Origin of the sequence: Daejeonella oryzae DSM 19973, from assembly GCF_000422945.1 — a bacterium.
Taxonomy (GTDB): domain Bacteria; phylum Bacteroidota; class Bacteroidia; order Sphingobacteriales; family Sphingobacteriaceae; genus Daejeonella; species Daejeonella oryzae.
In genome coordinates, this window is the sequence record NZ_AUHA01000002.1 from 1,327,033 (window position 1) to 1,349,729 (window position 22,697).

The window sequence follows — 22,697 nt, forward strand, 5'->3', positions numbered from 1 at the left end:
ATGTACGCCTATATTGATGGTAGACTGGTTTTTAAATGTCCTGCTTACGTGGTTATTGAAACCGGCGGAGTAGGTTATCATATAAATATATCTTTAAATACCTATTCTGCTTTGCAGGATAAGGAACGCTGCAAATTGTTTACATGGTTACATGTTAAAGAAGATGCGCATACTTTATACGGTTTTTTTGATGAAGGTGAGCGCAGGCTTTACCTTCATCTTATTTCCGTTTCGGGAATCGGCCCAAATACCGGGAGAATGATCCTTTCATCCATAACACCTGCCGAAATTCAAACGGCAATTGTAAAAGGAGATGTGCCTTTAATACAGAGAATTAAAGGAATTGGTCCAAAATCAGCTCAGCGTATTATTCTGGAGCTTCAGGATAAATTAAAGAAAGAGGGTCCTGATTCTTTAATTAGCATGCCCCAGCATACTTCGGCCAAAGATGAAGCACTTTCTGCACTCATTATGCTTGGCTTTAATAAGGCTGTTGCCGAGAAAAATTTAGACCAAACTATCCGAAACAATACAGAAAATTTATCAGTAGAACAGTTGATAAAAATTGCCCTGAAAAGCTTATAATTACTTTCATTAAAGGATTGGGAGTTTGAAAAACGTTTTTACTTTTTTATTGCTGAAAGTATGCTTTTTCATTGTGCTTTTTGGCGGAATTGCATCTGCGCAAAATGCTCCTTCTAAGATTGATTCTACTAAACTCATTTATCCTTTCAGGGATGCCAAAACCATTCAATTACGTCCGCCAAGCGGAATTTTTCTTCCCAATCCGTCCAATATACAGCGAAGCGTAGAGTTTGATCCGGTAACAAAGCAGTATATCATTCGCGAGAAAATCGGTGACCGGTTTTACCGTGCTCCCCAATATTTAAGCATTGAAGAATATCAGCGTTTTGAAAATCAGCTCATAAAAAAAAATTACTGGCGTGAACTTGCTGATCTTCCTTTAAGTGAAGCACGGGCTCCTGGCTTTATACCCTCAGTTAAAGTCAACAGCCGCTCATTCGAAAAACTTTTTGGTGGTTCAACAATAGACATTCGTCCGCAGGGATCTGCAGAATTAACTTTTTCCGGTCGATTAAACCGGAATGAAAACCCGCTGTTTAACGAGCGGCAGCGAAGTCAGGGAAATTTCGATTTTGATCAGCGGATTCAGATGAATGTGGTTGGGCAAATTGGGGAGAAACTCAGAATAACCACCAATTACAATACCGAAGCTCAGTTTGATTTTGAAAATCAGGTAAAACTGGATTATACCGGGAAAGATGATGAAATCGTAAAAAAAATAGAAGCCGGAAATGTAAGTCTTCCTTTAAGCTCAACACTTATTACGGGCAGCCAGGCTTTATTCGGTTTAAAAACACAATTGCAGTTCGGGCGCCTAAATGTAACCAGTGTTTTCTCGCAGCAAAAATCTCAACAGCGTGAAATAACTATTACCAATGGTTCACAGCAAAATGATTTCCGCATTTCTGCGGATAATTATGAGGCCAATAAGCATTACTTCCTGGCTCAGTATTTTAGAAATAATTACAATCGTGCGTTAGCTAACATCCCAATAATCACTTCCAATATCAATATCACCAAAATTGAAGTATGGATTACAAACCGAACCAACAGCACAGTAGATTCAAGGGATGTTTTAGGATTAATTGATCTGGGGGAAAACCTTCCTTATAATACAGCACAAATTCAGGGCGGTGCGGCATTTTCTGCTTTGCCTGCCGGCTTTAGCGGCCCGGGATTTCCGCAGCAATCTAATAACCTTCTTCAAAATCTTCCACCCGGTGCCCGATTAACTAATACGAATGATGCGAATGCGTATTTTCAGGCAAATGGCGGAACTGATAATTTTGCTAAACTAACCTATGCCCGTAAACTTACAGATCGTGAATTTACTGTAAACCGGCAGCTGGGTTATATATCATTAAATACTTCGCTAAATGCGGATGAGGTTTTGGCGGTGGCATACCGATATACCAATAATGGGGTTGAATATCAGGTAGGCGAATTATCTACAGATATTGCAGTAAACAATGCAACACCTCAGGTTCTTTTTGTAAAATTATTAAAGAATGAAACGCTCAAAACCAATCTCCCAACCTGGGATTTGATGATGAAGAATATTTATTCTTTAAATGCGTACCAGGTTAGCCGCACAGATTTCAGGATGAATATTTTTCGGCTCGATGAAAATTCAGGAATAGAAAAACCACAGATTACAGAAGGGGCCAATACCAGCGGACAATTGTGGCTGCAACTTACCAATCTGGATAATTTAAATCAGCAGAATGACCGTAAACCCGATGGGTATTTCGACTTTATTGAAGGAATTACCATTGATGCACTTAACGGACGGATTACTTTTCCCATTATAGAACCCTTTGGATCGGATCTAGCCGCCAAATTTAATCCGGTTACCGAACAGAACCTGATTCAGAAGTATGTTTTTCAGCCGCTGTATGATTCAACTAAAGTTGATGCGCAACAGCTGTTTCAAAAGCTTAACCGATATATAATTCGCGGAACTTATCAATCTCAGGCCGGATCAGAGTTTCAGCTCAATGCCATCAATATCCCGCAAGGTTCGGTACAGGTTATTTCCGGAACTTTGCCTTTGCAGGAGGGAGCAGATTTTACAGTAGATTACAACATAGGCAGGGTGCGGATTTTAAACCAGGCCCTGTTAAATTCAGGTCAGCCTATTCGAATAAAACTTGAAAACAATGAACTTTTTGGTTTGCAGCAGCGCTCTTTGATAGGATCAAGATTTGATTATCGCTTGAGCGATAAATTGAATCTGGGAGCAACCATAATGAATCTGACTGAAACGCCCCTGACTCAAAAGGTTAATATCGGTGAAGAGTCAATTTCTAATTCTATATGGGGAATGGATCTTAATTACAGCAGCAATTCGCGTTGGCTGACCCGTATGGTTGATAAAATACCGTTCATTAATACCCGTGAAATTTCGTCCATTACATTCAGCAGTGAATATGCTAATTTCATTCCCGGTCATCCTTCAGCCCTTAACTTTGCCGGCAGTCGGAATGGCGCCAGTTACCTGGATGATTTTGAATCAAGCCGTTCTTTAATTGATATCAAAAGTTCATCTCCATGGCAAATATCCGGCACACCGCAATTATTTCCTGAGGCGCAGCTGATTAACGATCTGTCATATGGATATAACCGTGCCCGTTTAGCCTACTACAATATTGATCCGATATTTTTTACTTCGGCAAATTCGGCAACTCCAGATAATATAAAAGGGAATAAGAACGAATTGTCTAACCATTACGTAAGGGAGATTTTTGAAAGGGAAGTTTTTCCATTTAAGCAATCGGTAACGGGGCAGCCTTTAATTCTGCCAACCTTTGACCTTGCTTATTATCCTTCCATTCGCGGTCCTTATAATTTTACTACCACAGGATTAAATCCTAACGGAACGTTAAGCAACCCAAGAAACCGCTGGGGCGGTATTTTCAGGAAACTGGAAACCAATGATTTTGAAGCCCTCAATATTGAGTTTATAGAGATGTGGGTTTTAGATCCATTTATTTACAATCCCAATCGCCAGGGTGGCGACTTGTATTTTAACCTGGGTAATATTTCTGAAGATATTTTAAAAGATGGACGTAAAAGTTTAGAAAACGGTTTGCCCGTTGATGGAGATGTTGCCAAAACCGATCAGACAAGCTGGGGCCGTGTGCCAAGACTGCAGCCGGTAATCCAGGCATTTGATAATAATGCAGGTGCCCGCCAGTTTCAGGATGTTGGAATTGATGGATTAAGCAATAATGATGAGCGCCAACAATTGAATACATTTTTAACGCAGGCTAAAGCACAGTTAAATGCACAGGCTTCTGCGGCATTAGATGCCGATCCTTCTTCTGATGATTATCAGTATTACCGTGGAAATTTTTATGATCAGCTAAATGCAGGCATTTTAAAAAGATATGAATTATACAACGGTACAGAAGGAAACTCAAAAACTACCGAGCAATCATTAGAGCAAACAGGAATTGAGAATTCGGCCGCAACACCTTTGCCTGACGGCGAAGATATTAACCGTGATAATAACTCAACACAGGCAGATGAATATTACCAGTACCGGGTTTCTATACGTCCGCAGGATTTGCAGACTGTGGGAAGTAATTATATAGCTGATATTGTACCTACCACTGTAAAACTGGCCAACGGTAAGCAGGAAACTGTTCGCTGGATTCAGTTTAAAATTCCACTGGCAGAATTTCAACAGAAGGTTGGCAATATTCAGGACTTTAAATCCATCCGTTTTGTGCGCATGTTTATGACTGATTTTGCAGATACAACCGTAATGCGGTTTGCAAAACTTCAATTGGTTAGAGGAGAATGGCGCAGATATAATTCTGAGAATAATCCCGGCAAAGTGATTACCGATCCATCATTAATTAATCCGGGTTTGGATAATTCGACACTGGAAGTAGGTGCTGTAAACATTGAGGAAAACGGAAAACGTACGCCAATTCCGTATGTAGTTCCTCCGGGAATTGAACGCGAACGTGATATCAGTAATTTCAGAGGAGATACCCGGCAGAATGAGCAGTCATTGGCTGTAACCGTTAAAAATGTCCGGGATGGGTATGGGAGAGCGGCTTTCAGAACCACTATTAATGATTTCAGATCTTACCGAAGAATGGAAATGTTTATCCATGCCGAGGGAGATCAGCTACGGGACAACGATGTAAATGCGTTTATCCGTGTTGGAACAGATAATCAGGATAATTATTACGAATATGAGCTCCCGTTAAAGGTAACTAATCCGGGTTCTCGTGACCCGTTTGCAATCTGGCCGGATCAAAATAAAATTGATCTGGAGATTCGCCTTTTTCAGGAAGCAAAAATTGCCCGTAATAAGGCAACGCTTAATGGTCAGCCTTATCCCATTAATGTTCCATTTGTTTATACAGTTGGCAGCACTAAAATTACAGTGTTGGGCCAGCCTGATCTGAGTAAAGTTCGGGTCTACATGCTCGGTATTAAAAACCCTTTGCGAACTGCCGCAAATCCCGGGCTGGATGATGGCTTAGATAAAACCGCACAAATCTGGTTTAATGAACTCCGTTTAACGGATTTTGATGAGCGGGGAGGCTGGGCTGCCACCGCCAGGATGAATGCACGCTTAGCTGATTTTGCCGATATTACTGTTTCTGGAAGTAAAAGTACCATCGGGTTTGGCTCTATCGATAGAAGAGTTAGTGAACGAAACCGTGCGGATGATGTATTGTTTGATGTTTCAACAAGCATGGAGCTGGGTAAATTTTTCCCGGAACGTACGGGATTAAAAGTGCCGATGTTTGTTAATTTCTCTTCCCAGATTGGAACACCTCAGTATGATCCGCGTACACCCGATCTGGAATTGAAAGCTGCTTTAAAAAGTGCGACAAAACCTGTTCGTGATTCCATTCGTTTCAATACCGAAGATTATACATCCCGTAAGAGTCTCAATTTTACCAATGTGCGTAAAATCCGAACCAATCCGCAGAGCAGAATTCATTTATGGGATATAGAAAACTGGAGCGCTACATATGCTTTTAATGAATACAATCACCGCGATTTTATTAATGAAAAGGCTTTGCAAAAAACCTACCGGGCGGGCTTAGCTTATAATTACTCTAACCAGCCTAAAGTAATAACTCCATTTGAAAAGCTTATTAAGTCTAAAAATCTGGGATTAATTAAGGATTTTAATTTTAGCCTCCTGCCCTCAGTTTTAAATTTTCGTATTGATGTAGATCGTTTATATTCTGAAAATACGCTGCGTAATAATGATCCGAACAACTTTCTGCCTATTAATACCAATTTTAATAAAAATTTCCAGATGTCGCGGTTGTACGGTATCAGCTGGAATTTAACACGATCTATGCAGATAGATCTGAATGCCACCAATTATTCTGTTATTGATGAACCTGCCGGAAGAATTAACGGAATGGTTCGGGATACTATATGGGAGAACCTAAAAAGATTGGGCCGGACTACCGATTACGGTCATACTTTAAATATTACCTATAATGTGCCTATCAATAAAATTCCTGGTTTAGACTGGGTAACTCTTGCTGCCCGTTACGGATCTGATTTTAACTGGAGGGGAGAGCCATTGCTAACATTAAATGACCCGAATATTGATTTTGGCAATACCATTCGTAATTCGCGGATACTGCAGCTGAATCCAGCTTTAAGTTTTACTGCACTTTATAATAAAATTGGATTTATACGTACTGCGAATGCCCCGGATAATAAAGGGTTTGGAAAATTTTTAGTAAATGCTTTAACCAGTATAAAAACAATTAACGGAGCCTATACCAAAACTGAAGGAATTTTCCTTCCGGGATATTTGCCGCAAACAGATTTTCTGGGGCAGGATGTGGATGCCAATGCACCGGGCTATGATTTTGTATTCGGCAGTCAGCGTGATATTCGCGGCCGGGCATTAAATAATGGATGGATTACCCGCGATTCTTTGCAAAACCAGCTCTATATAACCAATTATAAGGAAGATCTGAACTTGAGAAGTATTGTTGAGCCATTCCGTGATTTCCGGATTGAACTGACTGCAGTTCGAAGCCGCAATTTTAATTATTCAACTAATTTTAAGTTTTTACCATCATCCAATAGTTTCGAAAACTTGAGTCCGGTAACAACCGGAGATTACAGTGTGTCTTACTTTTCATTAAGAACAGCCTTCAGTGAGGAAAATAAAAGCAATAATTCCTCAAATCTTTTCAGGCAATTTGAAAATAACAGAAATATTATTTCACAGCGATTGGGAGCTCAAAATCCAAATTCTTCCGGCTCGGCGGCCGGATTTGCTGATGGATACGGCAAAAATTCGCAGGATGTATTAATTGCAGCTTTCTTAGCTGCTTATACCGGCAAAGATGCAAACTCGGTAAGTCTTAGCCGTTTTCCTCAGGTTCCAATTCCAAACTGGAGAATTACCTATAATGGTTTAACCAAATACGATTTTTTCAGTAACCTGTTTGCTTCCTTTGATTTGAATCATGCATACAGATCGACTTATAATGTAAATGGATTTAATTCACTGGTACGATACCAGGAGTCAAACGGATTTGTAAATGTGAGAGATGCAAACGGAGATTTTCTGCCTTTTTACCAGTTTTCACAGATCACACTTCTTGAGCAGTTTGTTCCGTTGCTGGGTATTGATATGCGGTTGAAAAATAATATAACCACTAATTTTGAATACAGAAAATCACGGATATTGAGTTTTAGTTTGGCGAATAACCAGCTGGCGCAACAAAAGGAAGATGCAGTTGTGTTCGGTTTTGGATACCGCACCGCGAATTTCCGTTTTCCTTTTGGATTGTTCCGGGGACTTAAGCTGAATAATGATATGAACTTCAAACTGGATTTTGCATTGGGAGACCGGAAAACGATTATTTACCGTGCCGATGTAGAAGACGCAGAAGTTTCATCAGGAGCTCAGAATATTACAATAAGACCATCTCTGGATTACGTATTAAATCAGCGCTTTAATATCAGGTTGTTTTACGACGGGAATATGACCCGTCCGTATACTTCTCAAACTTTTAATACATCATTCAGTAATTTTGGGGTGAGTTTGAGGTTTACATTGCAGTAGTGCAATCAGATGCGGATTGTTCTTTGTTTTTTAGGATATTCGGAACGAATTTTAATTTCATTAATTATTGTCTTATTATATTCAGTATTTGTAATTTAGCGGCATCAAAAAAATAACATGGAAAACATAAAGGAAACCTATAATAGAAGTGAAAGTGTAGTACAATCCAACTCTCCAAGCCATTATAAATTAATTGCTATCGGAATTGTAGTTGGTTTGATTGGAATAATGCTTCGTTTTGTTACTGATTGGGTATTTATTGATATCGTTTCGAACATCATATTTGTTATAGGTATTTTTCTTTGTATCAAAGCAGTTTTGAATATTCTTAAATAGTTCCAATACTATAAAAAAAAGAGGTTGCTCCGGTAAGGTGCAACCTCTTTCTGTTTTAAGAAATTTAATCCTTAGGCTTTGTCGTTAATAATGTTTTTCATTTTAAAATTCGCGATAAGCGTATTTAATTTTTCATTGGTTTGTATTGCCTTTAGGGTTGCTTCGTAAGCCCTCCAGTAAATTTCTTCTGCCCGGCTTATCTCGAAAATAGTAATTTCACCTAATCCTTCGGGTTCGATCATTACGTCACATAATTTGCTTTTCTCTTCAATATCTGCATTAATGGATATAGTTGCAGCTCTGGATAAATACTTTTTCAAACCTCCCACCTGATTAATGTCCCTTAATTTATTACATGACGAACCAATAATAAAATTGCAGTCATTCAGCAATGGTTCTACCGGAAAATTATTCATTACACCACCGTCAACATATAAATGAGAATCAATGTGGATAGGTTTAAAAATACCGGGAATGGTGCTTGAGGCCAGTATTGCCGGAATGAGCTCACCCTGTGAAAAGTAAGTCAGCTTACTTACACTGAAATTTGTTGCGGTAATTACCAATGGGATATTTAATTTCTCAAACGAGTTATGAGGAAGGTATTCAAGGAATAACTTCCTGGTATTTTCTAAAGTGAGCAAGCCCGAAGTTCCGAGCGCCGGTCTTAAATATTTTACCAAACGGATTTTTAGAAATACTTCCAGAATTTCATATGGATCATGCCCCTGTGCAAATAATGCACCCACAATTGAACCAGCACTTGTTCCAGAAATTTTTTCAAAACGCAGGCCCGCTTCTGTCAAAACTTTTAAAACGCCCAGATGTGCAATTCCACGTATTCCACCACCTGATAATACAATTCCAATCTTCATACGCTAAACTTATTGACCTTTCAGCAAATTAAATTTTAAATGCCAAAGGATGAATTCTTATTTAGGTTTATATTTTGATCTGGTTAATATTTTTTGAAAATCGGAATCCGTCATTAATTGCTGTAACGTAATTTCGGGATTTTTATTCATATACATTTTAACAATTTGCCAGCCTATAAATACTGCCAGTTTTGGTGCCGATTCAGAATTCTCTCCAATACCAGGCGTAAAAGGTGCGTCCGCAAGGTATTTTTGAATCTTCATATAATCAGACTCATAAAGCAGATCATTCTGCAAGAAATAGGCCCAAATTTGCGGTTCAAATTTTTTACTCCACTCCATTTGCCGGGATGAATAGCCAATTTTCAAACTATCTGCCAAATCAGGCATTGTTGCATCTAAAAAGTAGAGGATTTTTCCATTGTAGATCATTTTAGAGAGCAGTGATCGGTCTCCATCTTTTGCAGGAAACAAGTCTTCCCGTGCAAATCCTTCAATTACTCTCGGAGTTATATTTTCCGGTGTAAATCTCCGGGAAATATATTCAGGAATACTTTGCCGCAAAGCGGGATAAAATTTAGAATCAGCGCCTAAAAACATATCGAGGCCGATTCCGATATAATCATTACCTACGGGTGTCTGGACAGAAAATCCTGAAAAAAATGAAATCAGGCGTGGTAGCTTTTGTTTGGGATAATAATAGCGAACATGTTTAAATGCCTCCGTTAAGTCTTGCTGTACTTTTTCCATACCGGGGTATTTTTGATTTACTTCTGCAGAAAGCTCACGGTAGTCTTTATTTGCCAGAACAATCCTTAATTGCTGGTAATAACTGGTATCAGAAACATCTCCCACTCCCAGTATTTTATCCATAAAATCAGCATAAAAATGGCCATATTTTTGCTTTAGTTGCGGTGCCTTAACAGAAACCTGATCTGCTGTTAAAGCAGATAGTTCTTTATCAAACCTTTCAATACTGGTACTCACCTTAATATTGCTAACGTCAGGAGTTGTTTTACTTTGACAGGCAATCATTAAAATACTTGTTAAAAAAATCAGGTAGATTTGCGGGCATCTTTGAAGATTCATCATTTCAGTTTAAATAGCGAAAATATGAAACGATGTTAAAGGTTTTTGCATTAGTAAAAATTATTTGAAGCTGTTTATTTTAATTAATCACATTATATGAAAATCAAAATTTTATTACTTGCCGTTTTTTTGGCACCCCTATTTGCCAATGCTCAATACTCTGAAAAAAATAAGGTGCAGCTCGGCTTTACAACTTCTCCAACTTTCGGATGGTTAACTTTTCCTAGCGGGCAAACACCGCCTATTGAACCTGATGGAATGCGTACCGGATTTTCTTATGGTGTTTTGGCAGATATTCCTTTTTCTGATAATTATTATTTCTCAACGGCATTAACTGTAAGTACGCTTAATGCAAAGGCAACGGAGCCCGGAATTAATACCTCGGTTTACAAGCTTCAGTATCTCGAAGTGCCTTTAACGTTAAAGCTGAAAAGTAATGAAATGGATAACAGGAGATTTTACGGTCAGTTCGGCTTAAATACAGGAATTAATATTGGAAGTAAACAAGATATAGTTTACACAGCCCCTGCAACTCCTGATGAAAAAAATAAAGATATCGGAAATCAGATAAATACTTTTAGAGCCGGACTTATTATTGGAGGAGGAGCTGAATGGAAAGTGGGTGATAATATGAATGTTCTTACAGGCCTTTCATTCAGCAACGGTTTTACCGATGTTCTGGATGGCAATGCAAAGGCAAAAAACTCATATATCGCTTTAAATTTGGGTATCTTTTTTTAGAATGTTTTTCAGCCATTATTAAATTTGGCAGGAAAATATAGCTTATAAATGAAGCTTCCATTTGCCACAAAATATCCAAAAGGATTAGTTGGGCTTTTGGAAGCTTTATTCACTTTAAAAATAAAATAACTATGAAAATTGCGCTTGCTCAGCTTAATTACCACATCGGTAATTTCGAATCAAATACACGGAAAATAATTAATTCCATTGAGGATGCAAAAGGAAAAGGTGCAGATTTAATTGTTTTTGCTGAGTTAGCCGTTTGCGGATATCCTGCGCAGGATTTTCTTGAGTTTAGCGAATTTATTGAGCTTTGCGAAAAATCAGTTAAGGAGATTGCTAACTCCTGTAAAGGCATTGCCTGTATTGTGGGTTTGCCTGTTAAAAATCCTCAGGTACAAGGTAAGGATCTTTATAATTCGGCATATTTTATTGAGAACGGACAGATTAAGCAGATAGTTAATAAAGCTCTGTTGCCTAATTACGATGTTTTTGATGAATACCGATATTTCGAACCTGCTCAAAAATTCAAATGTATTGATTTTATGGGCCATAAAATAGCACTGACCATTTGCGAAGATCTTTGGAATATCAATGATAATCCCATGTACCTCGAATGTCCTATGGACGTACTTATTCTGGAGAAGCCCGATTTGATGATTAATATTGCCGCATCTCCCTTCTCATATAACCATGATGAAGAACGTGTATTGATTTTAGGGGATAACTGCCGCAAATATAATTTGCCATTATTTTATGTAAATCAGGTTGGAGCTCAAACTGAAATTATCTTTGACGGAGGTTCGCTGGTTTTTGATCAGGAAGGGCTATTGCTGGATGAAATGGAATACTTCCGTGAGGAGACTAAAATTTATGAATTTAAAGAGGGGCAGGTACAAGGTTTTTCTCCTATTGTTCATAACGCTCAGAATGATATCGCCCAAATTCATGAAGCTCTGATTTTGGGAATCAAAGATTATTTTTCCAAATCCGGATTCAGTAAAGCTGTTTTGGGCTTGTCGGGCGGAATTGACTCGGCCCTGGTTTGTGCACTGGCATCAGAGGCTTTGGGTCCGGAAAATGTAATGGCCGTTTTAATGCCTTCTGAATTTTCTTCAGATCATTCTGTTAATGATGCTCTTGAACTGGTTAAGAATTTGGGTTGTAAGCATGAAATAATTTCTATTAAAGAAGCAGCTTCTGCATTTGAGAACATAATGAAACCGGTTTTTAAGGATTTACCATTTAATATTGCAGAGGAAAATATTCAGGCCAGAAGCCGGGCAATTATTTTAATGGCGATGTCCAATAAATTCGGTTTAATTTTATTGAACACCTCTAATAAAAGTGAGGCTGCAGTAGGTTACGGAACCCTTTACGGGGATATGGCAGGAGCAATTGCCGTACTGGGCGATGTTTACAAAACGCAGGTTTACCAGCTTTCCGAATATATTAACCGTCATGCTGAAATTATACCTGTCAACAGCATTACAAAGCCGCCTTCTGCAGAGCTGCGCCCCGGACAAAAAGATTCTGACTCCCTTCCCGAATATGACATTCTCGACAAAATTCTTTTTCAGTATATCGAGCTTAAAAAGAGTTTAGAATTTATTATCTCACAGGGATATGATGAGGCTTTGGTTCGCCGCATTTTAAAAATGGTAAATGTTGCAGAATTTAAAAGAAAACAAGCTCCGCCAATTTTAAGGGTTTCTCCAAAAGCATTTGGAACAGGCAGGAGAATCCCGATAGTAGGAAAATATTTAAGCTAATCTGCTGCAGGTGAATTAAGCCGAGTTAGTAATGGCAATTAACTGAAGGCCTTTATTGCGGCATCAGTTTTTTGTCAGATTTCTTAAATACCGAGTAAGGTAATAAAAGCAAAAGGCCAAAAATTCCGCTTCCAAAACATCCGGCATAAGCAATATAATCGCCATGCTTCACATAAAAGGTGAGCTGGTCATTCAGGTTTATATCTGCTTTTAAGGCTGTGGCTGTCCACCATGAAGATTGTTTTATAATATCTCCCCTCTGGTTTATAAATGCAGAAATACCTGTATTAGCAGATCTGGCAACCCAGCGACGGGTTTCAATGGCTCTCAGTTTTGCATATTGTAAATGCTGATCTTTGCCGGAGGTATTTCCCCACCAGGCATCATTTGTTATAATCGCAATAAATAATGCTCCTTTTTCTACATATTCGGCAACATATGCTCCCCATATAGATTCATAGCAGATCACGGGTGCAGCCCCAATTCCGCTTTGAGAATAAAAAACTGAGGGCGCATCCTGTTTGCCATATCCGCCTGTGGAACCTCCAAAATTGGCAAATACAGGTTTCATAAATGCCAGTGCTTCAGAAAAGGGAACCTGTTCAACACCGGGAACCAGCTTCGATTTATGATAGAACTGAACTTTCCCGCTATTTTCAAACTGTATTGCTGTGTTGAAGTAATCGGAATATTTATTAATCTCTTTCTCAAATCGTGACGTTGGGGTTTTAGCAATATTATATAGAGCGTAACTTTCTATGCCGGATATCAAGTTGCCATTTTTATACTTAGCCAAAAACGGACTTATTTTTTTGAAATGAATACTTGAAAGTATATTTTTCTCATCTGTATAATCAGTAATCGCTGTTTCAGGCCAGATAAAATATTCGGTATTGGGCTGTGCTACAGAATCAGATAATCGAATCAGCTGATCTATCTGGGAACCCGAATTCATTGATCCATATTTTGCGTAGGGATCTATATTGGGTTGAACAACCACAATATTAGCCGGATTTTCTTTTTCCTGATATCTGAAGTAAATAATAAGGGAACCTAATACAGGAATAAGGATATATGCAAGAGTTCCGAATAACAAGACCCCTTGTTGCTTTATTTTCATGGAATTTTTAAATCCAAGGTAAATTTCAAACAGGAGAATGTTGGAGACGAGAACCCAGAGAGTACCACCATAGGTGCCGGTGTATTCATACCACTGCACCAGATAATGACTTTTTGCGAAACCGTTTCCGAGATTCATCCAGGGAAACGCCAGATCCCAGCTTTGGTGTAAATATTCATACCCGATCCAGAAACACACCAAGCCTGCAAAACTCCATGTCCGGCTAATTATGGTTCGCAAACGATAATATAACCAAAAAGCTAAAGTCATCAATATGGCTGCAAGTCCAAAAGGAATAAGCGAAATTAAAATAGCTGTTGCGGTTGGCATAACCGCATTTAAAGAATTAAATACCCAATAAATGCTGGCCGTATTCCAGGTTAGGAATGTGATAAAACAAATTCTGAAAATGTATTTACTTTTCTTTTTAGTATCGGAATTGATAATACTTTCTATGGCTATTAATAATGGAATTAAAGCAATCAGTAATAAAATAGAAGTATATGGTATTGGCGGCCATGCGAGCCATAATAAGGCTGCACTTGTTAAAGCAAGAAAATAATTATTTTTCATCCAAAAGGAATTGTTTTTATTGATGATAGAAACCTTATCCCGGATTTAATGGGATAAGATTTGAATATCTAAAATTGGGACAGGATATCGGCTTTTTTACTTTCGTATTCCTCCTGGGTTATGAGTTGTTTTTCAAAAAGCGATTTAAGCTTTTTAAGCTTCAAGGTAACTTCATCCTCGGGTTCCGGAACAATTTCTGTGATTTCCGGTTTGGCAATAAAAGGAATATGTTCTTCTTCAATTTCGGTATAGGAATCGTTTTCACCTAGATTATCCAGAGATAAATGAACTCTTCTGTCATCAATATCCTGATTGCGTTCCAGTTCTTTAATTTTTTCAAGCTGTTCATTACAAAACTGATATAGCTTGCGTGCCTGTACTTTTGGGATATAGTCTATAGCCAGGTTTTCTCCTTTTTGAGGAACGGTAATAAATTTTGATCCGAAAAATTCTTCTTTAAATGATACTTCTTTAATATCATTCCAGGTAAAAGTGACAAAGTTTGTGGTTAAACCCAGATTGCCCGGTAAACAAAAAACAATACGTTTATTAGTGACTGCTATGCAATCAGGAATTAACGTTACCGCAGGTTTTTTTTGAATGGCCAGATAAATTATAGCTTCTCCCGAAGTGAGCATATCGCGTAATTTTATAAGTACTTTTTCCGCGGTTTTAGGGTCTTGCTCGTCTGTTAAATATTGTTCAATCCACATTTGTGTATTCTGTTTATAGTTTATTTAGAGAATTAATTTATCCTGATGCTTTTCAATATCGGTGTACCTTAACTTCATTCTTTACTTTTTTTAAGCGTTTTGCCTGCCACACAAATTACAAATTCTCCTTTTAAGGTGTGCGTTTCAAAATGTAATTTAATTTCTTCCAATGTTCCACGCACAGTTTCTTCAAATAATTTTGTGAGCTCACGCGATACCGATGCCTGCCTGTCGGGACCTAAATAAACAGCTAGTTCTTCCAAAGTTTTAAGAATACGATGTGGGGATTCATAAAATATCATCGTTCGCTCTTCATCCAGTAATTCTTTAAAACGGGTTTGACGCCCTTTTTTTACCGGCAAAAACCCTTCAAAAGTAAAGCGGTCCGCCGAAAGGCCAGAGTTGACCAAAGCAGGTACAAATGCGGTTGCACCGGGTAAACACTCTATATCAAGCTCATTTTTCAATGCTTCGCGAACTAGTAAAAAACCCGGGTCAGAAATCGCCGGTGTGCCGGCATCTGAAATAAGCGCTACATTTTTACCTTCTTTTAAAAACCGGATAACTTCTGTAACGGATTTATGCTCATTGTGCTGATGGTGAGAATACATTTTTTTATCGATTCCAAAATGCTTCAGCAAGGGGGCACTGGTACGGGTATCTTCAGCTAAAATAAAATCAACCTCTTTCAGAATCCGGATTGCTCTAAAAGTGATGTCTTCCAGATTACCAATGGGTGTAGGCACGAGATATAGTTTTCCGTTCATTATTGTTTATCTGTAATTAAATGGATGCAGTAAGGAAAAAAGTCCAGTCAGCAAACAGCAAACTCCAAACTGTTTATATCTTTGTGACAAAATTATTAGAGATGCTGCAAGTTAGTTATATCCGCGAAAATAGGGAAGAAGTTTTAAATCGTCTGGCGGTTAAGAATTTTATTAGGCCAGAACTGATCGATCAGATTATAACTTTGGATGAAGAACGCAGGTTTGTGCAAAACCAAATGGATACTACGGCAGCAGAATCTAATGCTCTGGCAAAGCAAATTGGCGATTTAATGCGCCAGGGTAAAAAGGCTGAAGCAGAATCTGTAAAAGCTAATACAGCAGGATTAAAAGACCAGATCAGAGATCTAGGCAGCAAACTAACTGAACTTGAGGAGAAGCTTCAAAGTCAACTGATAATTCTTCCAAATTTGCCTCATCAATCTGTTCCTAAAGGTTTCGGTCCAGAAGAAAACGAAGTTGTTTTAGAATATGGCCAAATTCCGCAACTGCCTGATAATGCCTTACCGCATTGGGATTTGGCAGCAAAATATGATATTATAGATTTTGAGTTGGGTAATAAAATTGCAGGTGCAGGTTTTCCGGTTTATAAAGGGAAAGGTGCAAAACTTCAACGTGCCCTTATCAATTATTTTTTAGATAAAGCTGGTGAAGAGGCCTACCGCGAAATTCAGCCTCCAATAGTGGTTAATGAAGCTTCCGGATTTGGTACCGGACAACTTCCCGATAAAGAAGGGCAGATGTATCATATCGGTATTGATAATTTATATCTGATCCCTACGGCTGAAGTTCCGGTTACAAATTTATACCGCGATGTAATTGTTAAGGAGGAAGAGCTGCCTATTCGGAATTGTGCCTACACTCCCTGTTTTCGTCGCGAAGCGGGATCTTACGGAGCTCATGTAAGGGGCTTAAATAGATTGCATCAGTTTGATAAGGTTGAACTCGTTCAAATTGCTCACCCTGATGAGAGTTATAAAATATTAGAAGAGATGAGCACATACGTTCAGGGTTTATTAAAAGAACTTGGATTGCCGTACCGTGTTTTAAGTTTATGTGGCGGAGATATGAGTTTTACTTCATCAAAAACCTACGACATGGAAGTTTGGTGTGCTGCCCAGGCCCGCTGGCTGGAAGTGTCATCAGTCTCAAATTTTGAAAATTACCAGGCTAACCGTTTGAAGTTAAGATTTAAAGGTGCTGAAGGCAAGCCCCAGTTAGCGCATACGTTAAACGGAAGTGCCCTTGCTCTGCCCAGAATACTGGCTTCATTGCTGGAGAATAACCAAACTGAAAAGGGCATCAGTATCCCTGAAGTTTTAATTCCCTATACAGGCTTTAATCTCATCGATTAACCGTAACTTACAGAACTATTACACGGTTTAAAAACTTAATCAATCGTCTTCAGTTTGCAATAAGCTAAATTGAAGCGTTGTTATCTCTTTCTCTCTCTCCCTATTTCCCGGCAGCCTTATTCTTTGGCTGAGCAGGTTTTATGAAGACTTTTATTGCAAAATCGATTGGATTTAAAGTATTAATAACTGTTAAACAGGTATAAATACTCGATGCAATCTGTTAAACATAACTGATATTTGCTAGAGTTAATTATTTGATTTTTTAACCGATGGTATAGTATATCAACTTTGGTTATTTATAAAGCCTAGTTAAATTGTAAATAATATTACCTGTTGTGATAAAAGTTTTATTAGCGGAAGACCATAATATCGTACGCCACGGTATCAAATCTTTATTAGATAATGAATCTGATATGGAGGTGATAGCTGATGTGCGTAACGGGAAAGAAGCAATGCATGCTTTAGGCAATGGCGTACTTCCTAATATTATACTGGTAGATTTAAATATGCCGGAAATGGGGGGTATGGAATTAGTCAAAGAAGTGTCGCGGCAGTATTCAGAGGTCTTTAGTGTTGTTCTATCGATGACTGATCATGATCACTATGTTAATGAGGCTCTTATAGCGGGTGCAAAGGGTTATTTATTAAAAAATGTACAACAGGAAGAATTGATTTTTGCCATCAGGCATATTGCCGATGGTGGAAAGTATGTATGCAGTGAATTAGCTATGCGGATTATTTCCAGAGCATCGCACTCATCTGATCAACATAATGGTGAGGGTACCGGAAATTTCGTTTTTACAAAAAGAGAGATGGAGGTGTTAAAATTAATTTCTGAGGGTTTCACCAATAATGAAATTGCTGATAAATTATTTACCAGCCGGCGAACTGTTGAAGGGCATCGGCAAAGTTTAATTGAGAAAACAGGAGTTCCCAACTCTGCTGCACTTATTATGCATGCTTTTAGAGGAGGAATTCTAAAATAAAAATTTGAAATCTTAAGGATCTCAAATATTGAGGTAAGTATTTTTCAATACATCTACTTATGATCAACATCACCATAATACACTTAAACTCTTACTATCTCTGAATCCGAACCGATCTGGTTTTTGATCTACCACTACTATATTTTAAACTCTAAATAAATGCTGGGGTGTAACTTTCACACCCTGAATTTCAGATAATTAGACGAAAGAATATTTTGTTTGTATTTATTTTTTTCTATTTTTATACCCTGTTCACAGCTAATTTTGGAGTGTAAACAGGGGCCTTATTTGGGATTTAAGGTCTTGGTAGTTTATAGAAATACGGAATGCAGGGGAGCATTCTTTTAATTAATAAAACTTTAAATCTAAACCTCATAAAAATTAAACCGTAATTACCGTAATTAATATAGGTATTTGCACTATTTTATAACTTAATATTTTAATATAAATTTAATCAACCTATAAACCTAATACCTATCACCATGAAAACAATTTTAACGCCTCACCTCCTCGGATTTCTTATTGAACGCGGTTACACGCACTGCCTGGCAAAAACTCAAAGTATTTCTAAATCGAATGCTTCGGTTATGATCACTTTAACCCCAGTTAAAGTTAAACCGGTTTTGCATAATTTGCCTTTGGGCTACGATACCTATTACAAAATAACCAGAGAGCCGATGCAAATGGCTGTTGGCATTGATGATACCGAAGTATACATTAGTTTAGAATTAAAGCAAAACAGATTTGTAGATACTTCTTCTGATTCTAAAAAAGAAGTTGAAACTAATTCTTACGCTTTTGAATAGAAACCTACATTAACATCTGCCTATAAAACAAAATGCCGCTGATAACAGCGGCATTTTGTTTTATAACAATTTAGAACTGGGCCAGCATCCAGCTGGTCAATTGCCACATAATATATACGATTGAAATAATAAAAATTGAAAATATAATTATCAGTATTGTTATAATTCCTCGTCCGCTTCCTGTGTGTTTTCCTTCCTGATAATGTTCTTTTAATAATCTTAAATTTTTGGTATTGGATTTATACGCAAAATCAAAGATGTTACCAATTAATGGAATGGCACCTATAGTTGTATCAACGAGTACGTTTAAAGACATCATAATCAATAACTTTCTGCTTGCCCCGTATTTAGCCATCGTTGCGATTAAAACAATAGAAACTGCAAAAGTTGAGAGGTTGCCTGCAAATGGAATTAAATTTAAGATTGGATCTAAACCGAATCTAAAGTTTGTACCCGGGAGGCGAAACTTATCATCCATTAGTTTTGAAACATATTCAATCCATTTAATATTGGAATTATTTACAGTTTGCATATTCAAATCGAGTTTACAGGTTACTGTATTAATTACTGTGCCATAATTAAAAATAATGTTAGACTTAATACCCGAATAAATTGAAAATTAAATATGTATTAGAAATAATATCAACTAAGTGTAAAATACAACATTAAATTACTCTGAATGGGCAAGTATTTATTCATTCTTAAACTCTAAAGATATTTAAATTGATTTATAAAAAAATTATATAACTCTATATTAACAATAGTTGTAAAGTAGAATTTATTTCCAGATATTCGGAAACTATAATCTTGTGAAAGCGTATATAGCCCATATTAACCAACTACATTGAATATTACTACCGTTAGCTCCCTGCTTTCTACAATTAACAATTATCAAAAGTCAATTTTTGTATTTGCAGGCCTGCTAATTCTTTCTTGCCAAACCCTACAAGCTCAAAATAAAGTTTTGGATAGCTTAAGAATTAAAGCAGAGTTGAAAACAACTCTTAATGATTCAAATAAGGTTATTCTGTTAAATGATATTGCCTATAAATTTTGTTTTATCAATTTAAATCAGCTTCATAATTATTCGAAAAAAGCTCTTGAATTATCAAAAAGACTTAATTATATAAATGGAATTGCAGGTTCCTACAAAAATATAGGGTTGTATTATATGCTCAAGGATGCAAATCCGCTGGCGCTGGATTATTTCGATAAATCATATAAACTTTACAAGAGTGTTAATAACCGGGCAGGTGCAGTTCGGGCGCTGAATAACAGTGGCTACTATTACTCTGTGATAAAAGACTATGAGGAGGGGATCAGATATTACAGGCTGGCAGAAAGACAGGCCAAAGGTATTAAAGAACCCAATTTAAAAGCAATTTGGGTGGGTAATATTGGAAATAATTATGAAGCTCTTGGTCAGCTTGATTCTGCTTATGTTTATTATCAGAGGATGATTTCTTTGGCATCTACGAAAGATACAGATTATCTTCTTGGAAGTGCTTATGCGAATTTAGCCTCATATCAATTAAAAAAGGGAAAATATAATCAGGCGATCCAAATTGCCGAGAAGGTATTTGCATTAAATCAATTAGATGATAATCATCCAAATCAGGAATTATCGGATATTAATATGATTTTGGGTAAAGCTCATTTTAAATTGGGCAATTACGAAAAGTCCCGCAAGTTTTTTGAGAAGAGTAATGAAATCGCAAAAAACGTAGAGTATTCTGAAATCATCATCGAAAACTATTATAATTTCTACCGTTTGGATTCTTTGGAGGGCGATAGTAAGGCGGCGCTCAAAAACTTCCTGGTTTATTCGCAACTCCGCGATAGTTTAACAAATGCCAATAAAAACCGCCGAATTGCTTACTATCAGATAAAATTCCAATCAGAAAAAAGCGAGGCAGAAAATCAGAGATTACGAAAAGAAGAAGAGAAAAATAAAGCCTACATAAGCAGTCAGCAAACCCGGGTAATAACTTTGGGAGTAGCGGTATTCTTTGTATTAATTGCAGTTTTTATATTAAGCCGTGTTAATCATCGCATGGAGAGTAAAAATAAGATTATTAAGCAGCAGAATAAAAAGCTTGAAGAGGCCAACCTGGTAAAAAACACCTTGTTTTCTGTTATTGCACATGATCTCAGGACGCCATTCTCTCATATTATTCCTCTTCTGGAGATGATAGAAAAAGATCAGATGGATCAGTCGGATTTTAAAGAGCTTGCTCCGCTGATAAAAGTTAATTTTTTAGATAACTTATTGTTGGTAGATAACCTTCTGTTATGGGCCAAAAGCCAGCTTGAAGGATTTAAGGTTAATCTTCAGCCCTTTAACACCTTTAAACTGGGAGAGGAGCTGAAGCAGTTTTTTAAGGAGTCTTCATCTCAGAAAAACATTACTATTGAGAATTATATAGATGAAAACACCGGGATTCTTGCAGATAGAGAAACTATAAAAATCGTATTGAGAAACCTTCTGTCTAATGCTATAAAGTTTACATCAGAAGGTGGTAAGATAAAAATGGAAAGCCGGATTTCTGATGATACTGCTACAATATCTGTTACAGATACCGGAGTAGGAATAAATCAGAAAGATGTAGAAAACCTTTTTACGCTGATTAATTATACAACTTTGGGTACTTCAAATGAAAAAGGTACGGGCATGGGACTAAAAATCTGTAAAGATTTTATAGAACTTAACAACGGAACTATACAGGTAGAAAGTGTCAAGGATGTTGGAACCACTTTTTCGTTTACACTGCCATTTATAAAAGAGGCAGAAAACGCTGCGCTGGTTTAAATTTATTCTCAAAACTTAGTTTACAAGTTCATTCTTTTTCCTACTACCAGGTTTAAAAATTCATATACAATTTGACCCATCGTCTGGCAATTTTTAAAAATCGGAATGTTAAAATGTAAAGACAACTCTAATCCCAGCTGCTCAACTTTATCTTTAGGAGAAATTTCGTCCTTACACATAACATTAAAAAGGTCGTTCAGTCTGTAATGGGCAGATCGTACCCGGTTAGAAATTAAAGTCCGTTCTTCCTCCTGATATTGGCGCATAGTAGTTTTGTCCATGTGCTGCATTCCCAGATTCACCAGCTTAATATTCTCTTTAAAGAAATGAGGGAGATAAAGCTTTAATTTCCCTTCGTAAGATTGCTGATCAAAATCAATGGCCCTGATTCTGTATTGATTTCCTTCAATGTCTGGGGTTATATCAACCACAAAATTATACGATCGCATATCTCCCAATAACCTGACAAAACACCGTTCGTTGAATTTTACGAATTCTTTACTGATTCTGATTTGGTTGAATTTGATATCCTCAAGGTAATGATCAATAAAAACATCACCGGGCAAACCCGGTATATGTTCTTCTATTAAGGTATTATCATCTGTTAAATAGGTGATCCGGTTCGGAGACAAAATGTGCTCAAGCTCCAGGCCGTAAACTCTTGATGCGTCAGCCACTTTTACATAAAAATGGTCGTAGTTATCATTCAGCCTATTAATAATCCGAATGCGAAAGGGTTTTGAGTTTCCAAAAGTGCAGTAATCTATCCTGGCAACAGATAAGTGCTCCATAACCTCGGTATCGCCATCAGTATTCAGAAGTGCATAAATTTGAGTCAGGCTGGGAAATAATTCACGCATTTCTGCTTCATCATAGTATACCGTTAACCACAAAGTATTATTGCCGTCTTTATCCAGTAATGGAGTTTTTAAGTTGAATCTAAGCAGATCAGAATACTGAACCGGTAGTTTTGTTTCCCGATCATATTTCAATAAGTATTCCCTCAGATCCGGACAGATGTCATAAAAAATTTTTTTCTTCGATGGAACATCAGTTCTTGTGTTTAAATCTTCCATG

The 22,697-nt window shown here is 37.4% G+C and carries 16 protein-coding genes; 9 read left to right on the plus strand and 7 right to left on the minus strand.

The genetic code is table 11. From position 1 onward, the window contains the following. The 3 genes from ruvA to G521_RS0106255 all read left to right on the plus strand — a co-directional run bounded on the left by ruvA (window position 1) and on the right by G521_RS0106255 (window position 7,996). The gene (gene ruvA / locus G521_RS0106245; RefSeq protein ID WP_026897779.1) at window positions 1–585 is read left to right on the plus strand and encodes a Holliday junction branch migration protein RuvA; all 585 of its coding nucleotides are present in this window, start codon (window positions 1–3) and stop codon (window positions 583–585) included. A gap of 25 nt (window positions 586–610) precedes the next feature. Further along, complete coding sequence (gene sov, locus G521_RS0106250; RefSeq protein ID WP_026897780.1) at window positions 611–7,660, plus strand: T9SS outer membrane translocon Sov/SprA; 7,050 nt, start codon at window positions 611–613, stop codon at window positions 7,658–7,660. Window positions 7,661–7,777: 117 nt separating this feature from the next. Further along, entirely contained in the window at window positions 7,778–7,996 is a 219-nt protein-coding gene (locus tag G521_RS0106255) for a hypothetical protein (RefSeq protein ID WP_026897781.1), read from the plus strand. Window positions 7,997–8,067: 71 nt separating this feature from the next. On the opposite strand, the gene G521_RS0106260 is transcribed toward G521_RS0106255, so the two are convergent. Further along, window positions 8,068–8,871: a patatin-like phospholipase family protein gene (locus G521_RS0106260; protein WP_026897782.1), complete on the minus strand. Its 804-nt coding sequence runs from the start codon at window positions 8,869–8,871 to the stop codon at window positions 8,068–8,070. 57 nt (window positions 8,872–8,928) lie between these two features. Beyond that, entirely contained in the window at window positions 8,929–9,960 is a 1,032-nt protein-coding gene (gene gldB, locus G521_RS0106265; RefSeq protein ID WP_456072971.1) for a gliding motility lipoprotein GldB, read from the minus strand. Between the two features lie 96 nt (window positions 9,961–10,056). Here gldB and G521_RS0106270 point away from each other — a divergent pair, with 96 nt between their 5' ends. Continuing rightward, entirely contained in the window at window positions 10,057–10,701 is a 645-nt protein-coding gene (locus G521_RS0106270) for a porin family protein (protein ID WP_026897784.1), read from the plus strand. A 131-nt stretch (window positions 10,702–10,832) separates the two neighbouring features. Then, window positions 10,833–12,473 carry an NAD+ synthase gene (locus G521_RS0106280; protein ID WP_026897785.1) on the plus strand — a complete coding sequence of 547 codons (1,641 nt, stop codon included), beginning with the start codon at window positions 10,833–10,835 and terminating at the stop codon, window positions 12,471–12,473. Window positions 12,474–12,525: 52 nt separating this feature from the next. Here G521_RS0106280 and lnt read toward each other — a convergent pair whose 3' ends face one another. From lnt to rsmI, 3 genes are all read right to left on the minus strand, one after another. Continuing rightward, entirely contained in the window at window positions 12,526–14,166 is a 1,641-nt protein-coding gene (lnt, locus tag G521_RS0106285; RefSeq protein WP_026897786.1) for an apolipoprotein N-acyltransferase, read from the minus strand. A 68-nt stretch (window positions 14,167–14,234) separates the two neighbouring features. Further along, entirely contained in the window at window positions 14,235–14,879 is a 645-nt protein-coding gene (locus G521_RS0106290; protein WP_026897787.1) for a PH domain-containing protein, read from the minus strand. 74 nt (window positions 14,880–14,953) lie between these two features. Next, the gene (gene rsmI / locus G521_RS0106295; protein ID WP_026897788.1) at window positions 14,954–15,646 is read right to left on the minus strand and encodes a 16S rRNA (cytidine(1402)-2'-O)-methyltransferase; all 693 of its coding nucleotides are present in this window, start codon (window positions 15,644–15,646) and stop codon (window positions 14,954–14,956) included. 101 nt (window positions 15,647–15,747) lie between these two features. Between rsmI and serS the strand changes: the two genes are divergently transcribed. From serS to G521_RS0106310, 3 genes are all read left to right on the plus strand, one after another. After that, the gene (gene serS, locus G521_RS0106300) at window positions 15,748–17,019 is read left to right on the plus strand and encodes a serine--tRNA ligase (RefSeq protein WP_026897789.1); all 1,272 of its coding nucleotides are present in this window, start codon (window positions 15,748–15,750) and stop codon (window positions 17,017–17,019) included. A gap of 335 nt (window positions 17,020–17,354) precedes the next feature. Continuing rightward, window positions 17,355–18,005, plus strand: a complete 651-nt coding sequence (locus tag G521_RS0106305; RefSeq protein WP_026897790.1) for a response regulator — start codon at window positions 17,355–17,357, stop codon at window positions 18,003–18,005. 482 nt (window positions 18,006–18,487) lie between these two features. Next, on the plus strand, window positions 18,488–18,811 hold the full coding sequence (locus G521_RS0106310; protein ID WP_026897791.1) for a hypothetical protein: 324 nt from the start codon (window positions 18,488–18,490) through the stop codon (window positions 18,809–18,811). 70 nt (window positions 18,812–18,881) lie between these two features. On the opposite strand, the gene G521_RS0106315 is transcribed toward G521_RS0106310, so the two are convergent. Beyond that, window positions 18,882–19,343: a DUF4112 domain-containing protein gene (locus G521_RS0106315; protein ID WP_026897792.1), complete on the minus strand. Its 462-nt coding sequence runs from the start codon at window positions 19,341–19,343 to the stop codon at window positions 18,882–18,884. A 312-nt stretch (window positions 19,344–19,655) separates the two neighbouring features. On the opposite strand from G521_RS0106315, the gene G521_RS0106320 reads away from it, so the two are divergent. After that, window positions 19,656–21,620 (plus strand): tetratricopeptide repeat-containing sensor histidine kinase, encoded by a 1,965-nt coding sequence (locus G521_RS0106320; RefSeq protein ID WP_026897793.1) that lies wholly within the window; start codon window positions 19,656–19,658, stop codon window positions 21,618–21,620. A gap of 20 nt (window positions 21,621–21,640) precedes the next feature. Here G521_RS0106320 and G521_RS0106325 read toward each other — a convergent pair whose 3' ends face one another. Next, on the minus strand, window positions 21,641–22,696 hold the full coding sequence (locus G521_RS0106325) for a hypothetical protein (RefSeq protein WP_026897794.1): 1,056 nt from the start codon (window positions 22,694–22,696) through the stop codon (window positions 21,641–21,643). Window position 22,697: the final 1 nt, after the last annotated feature.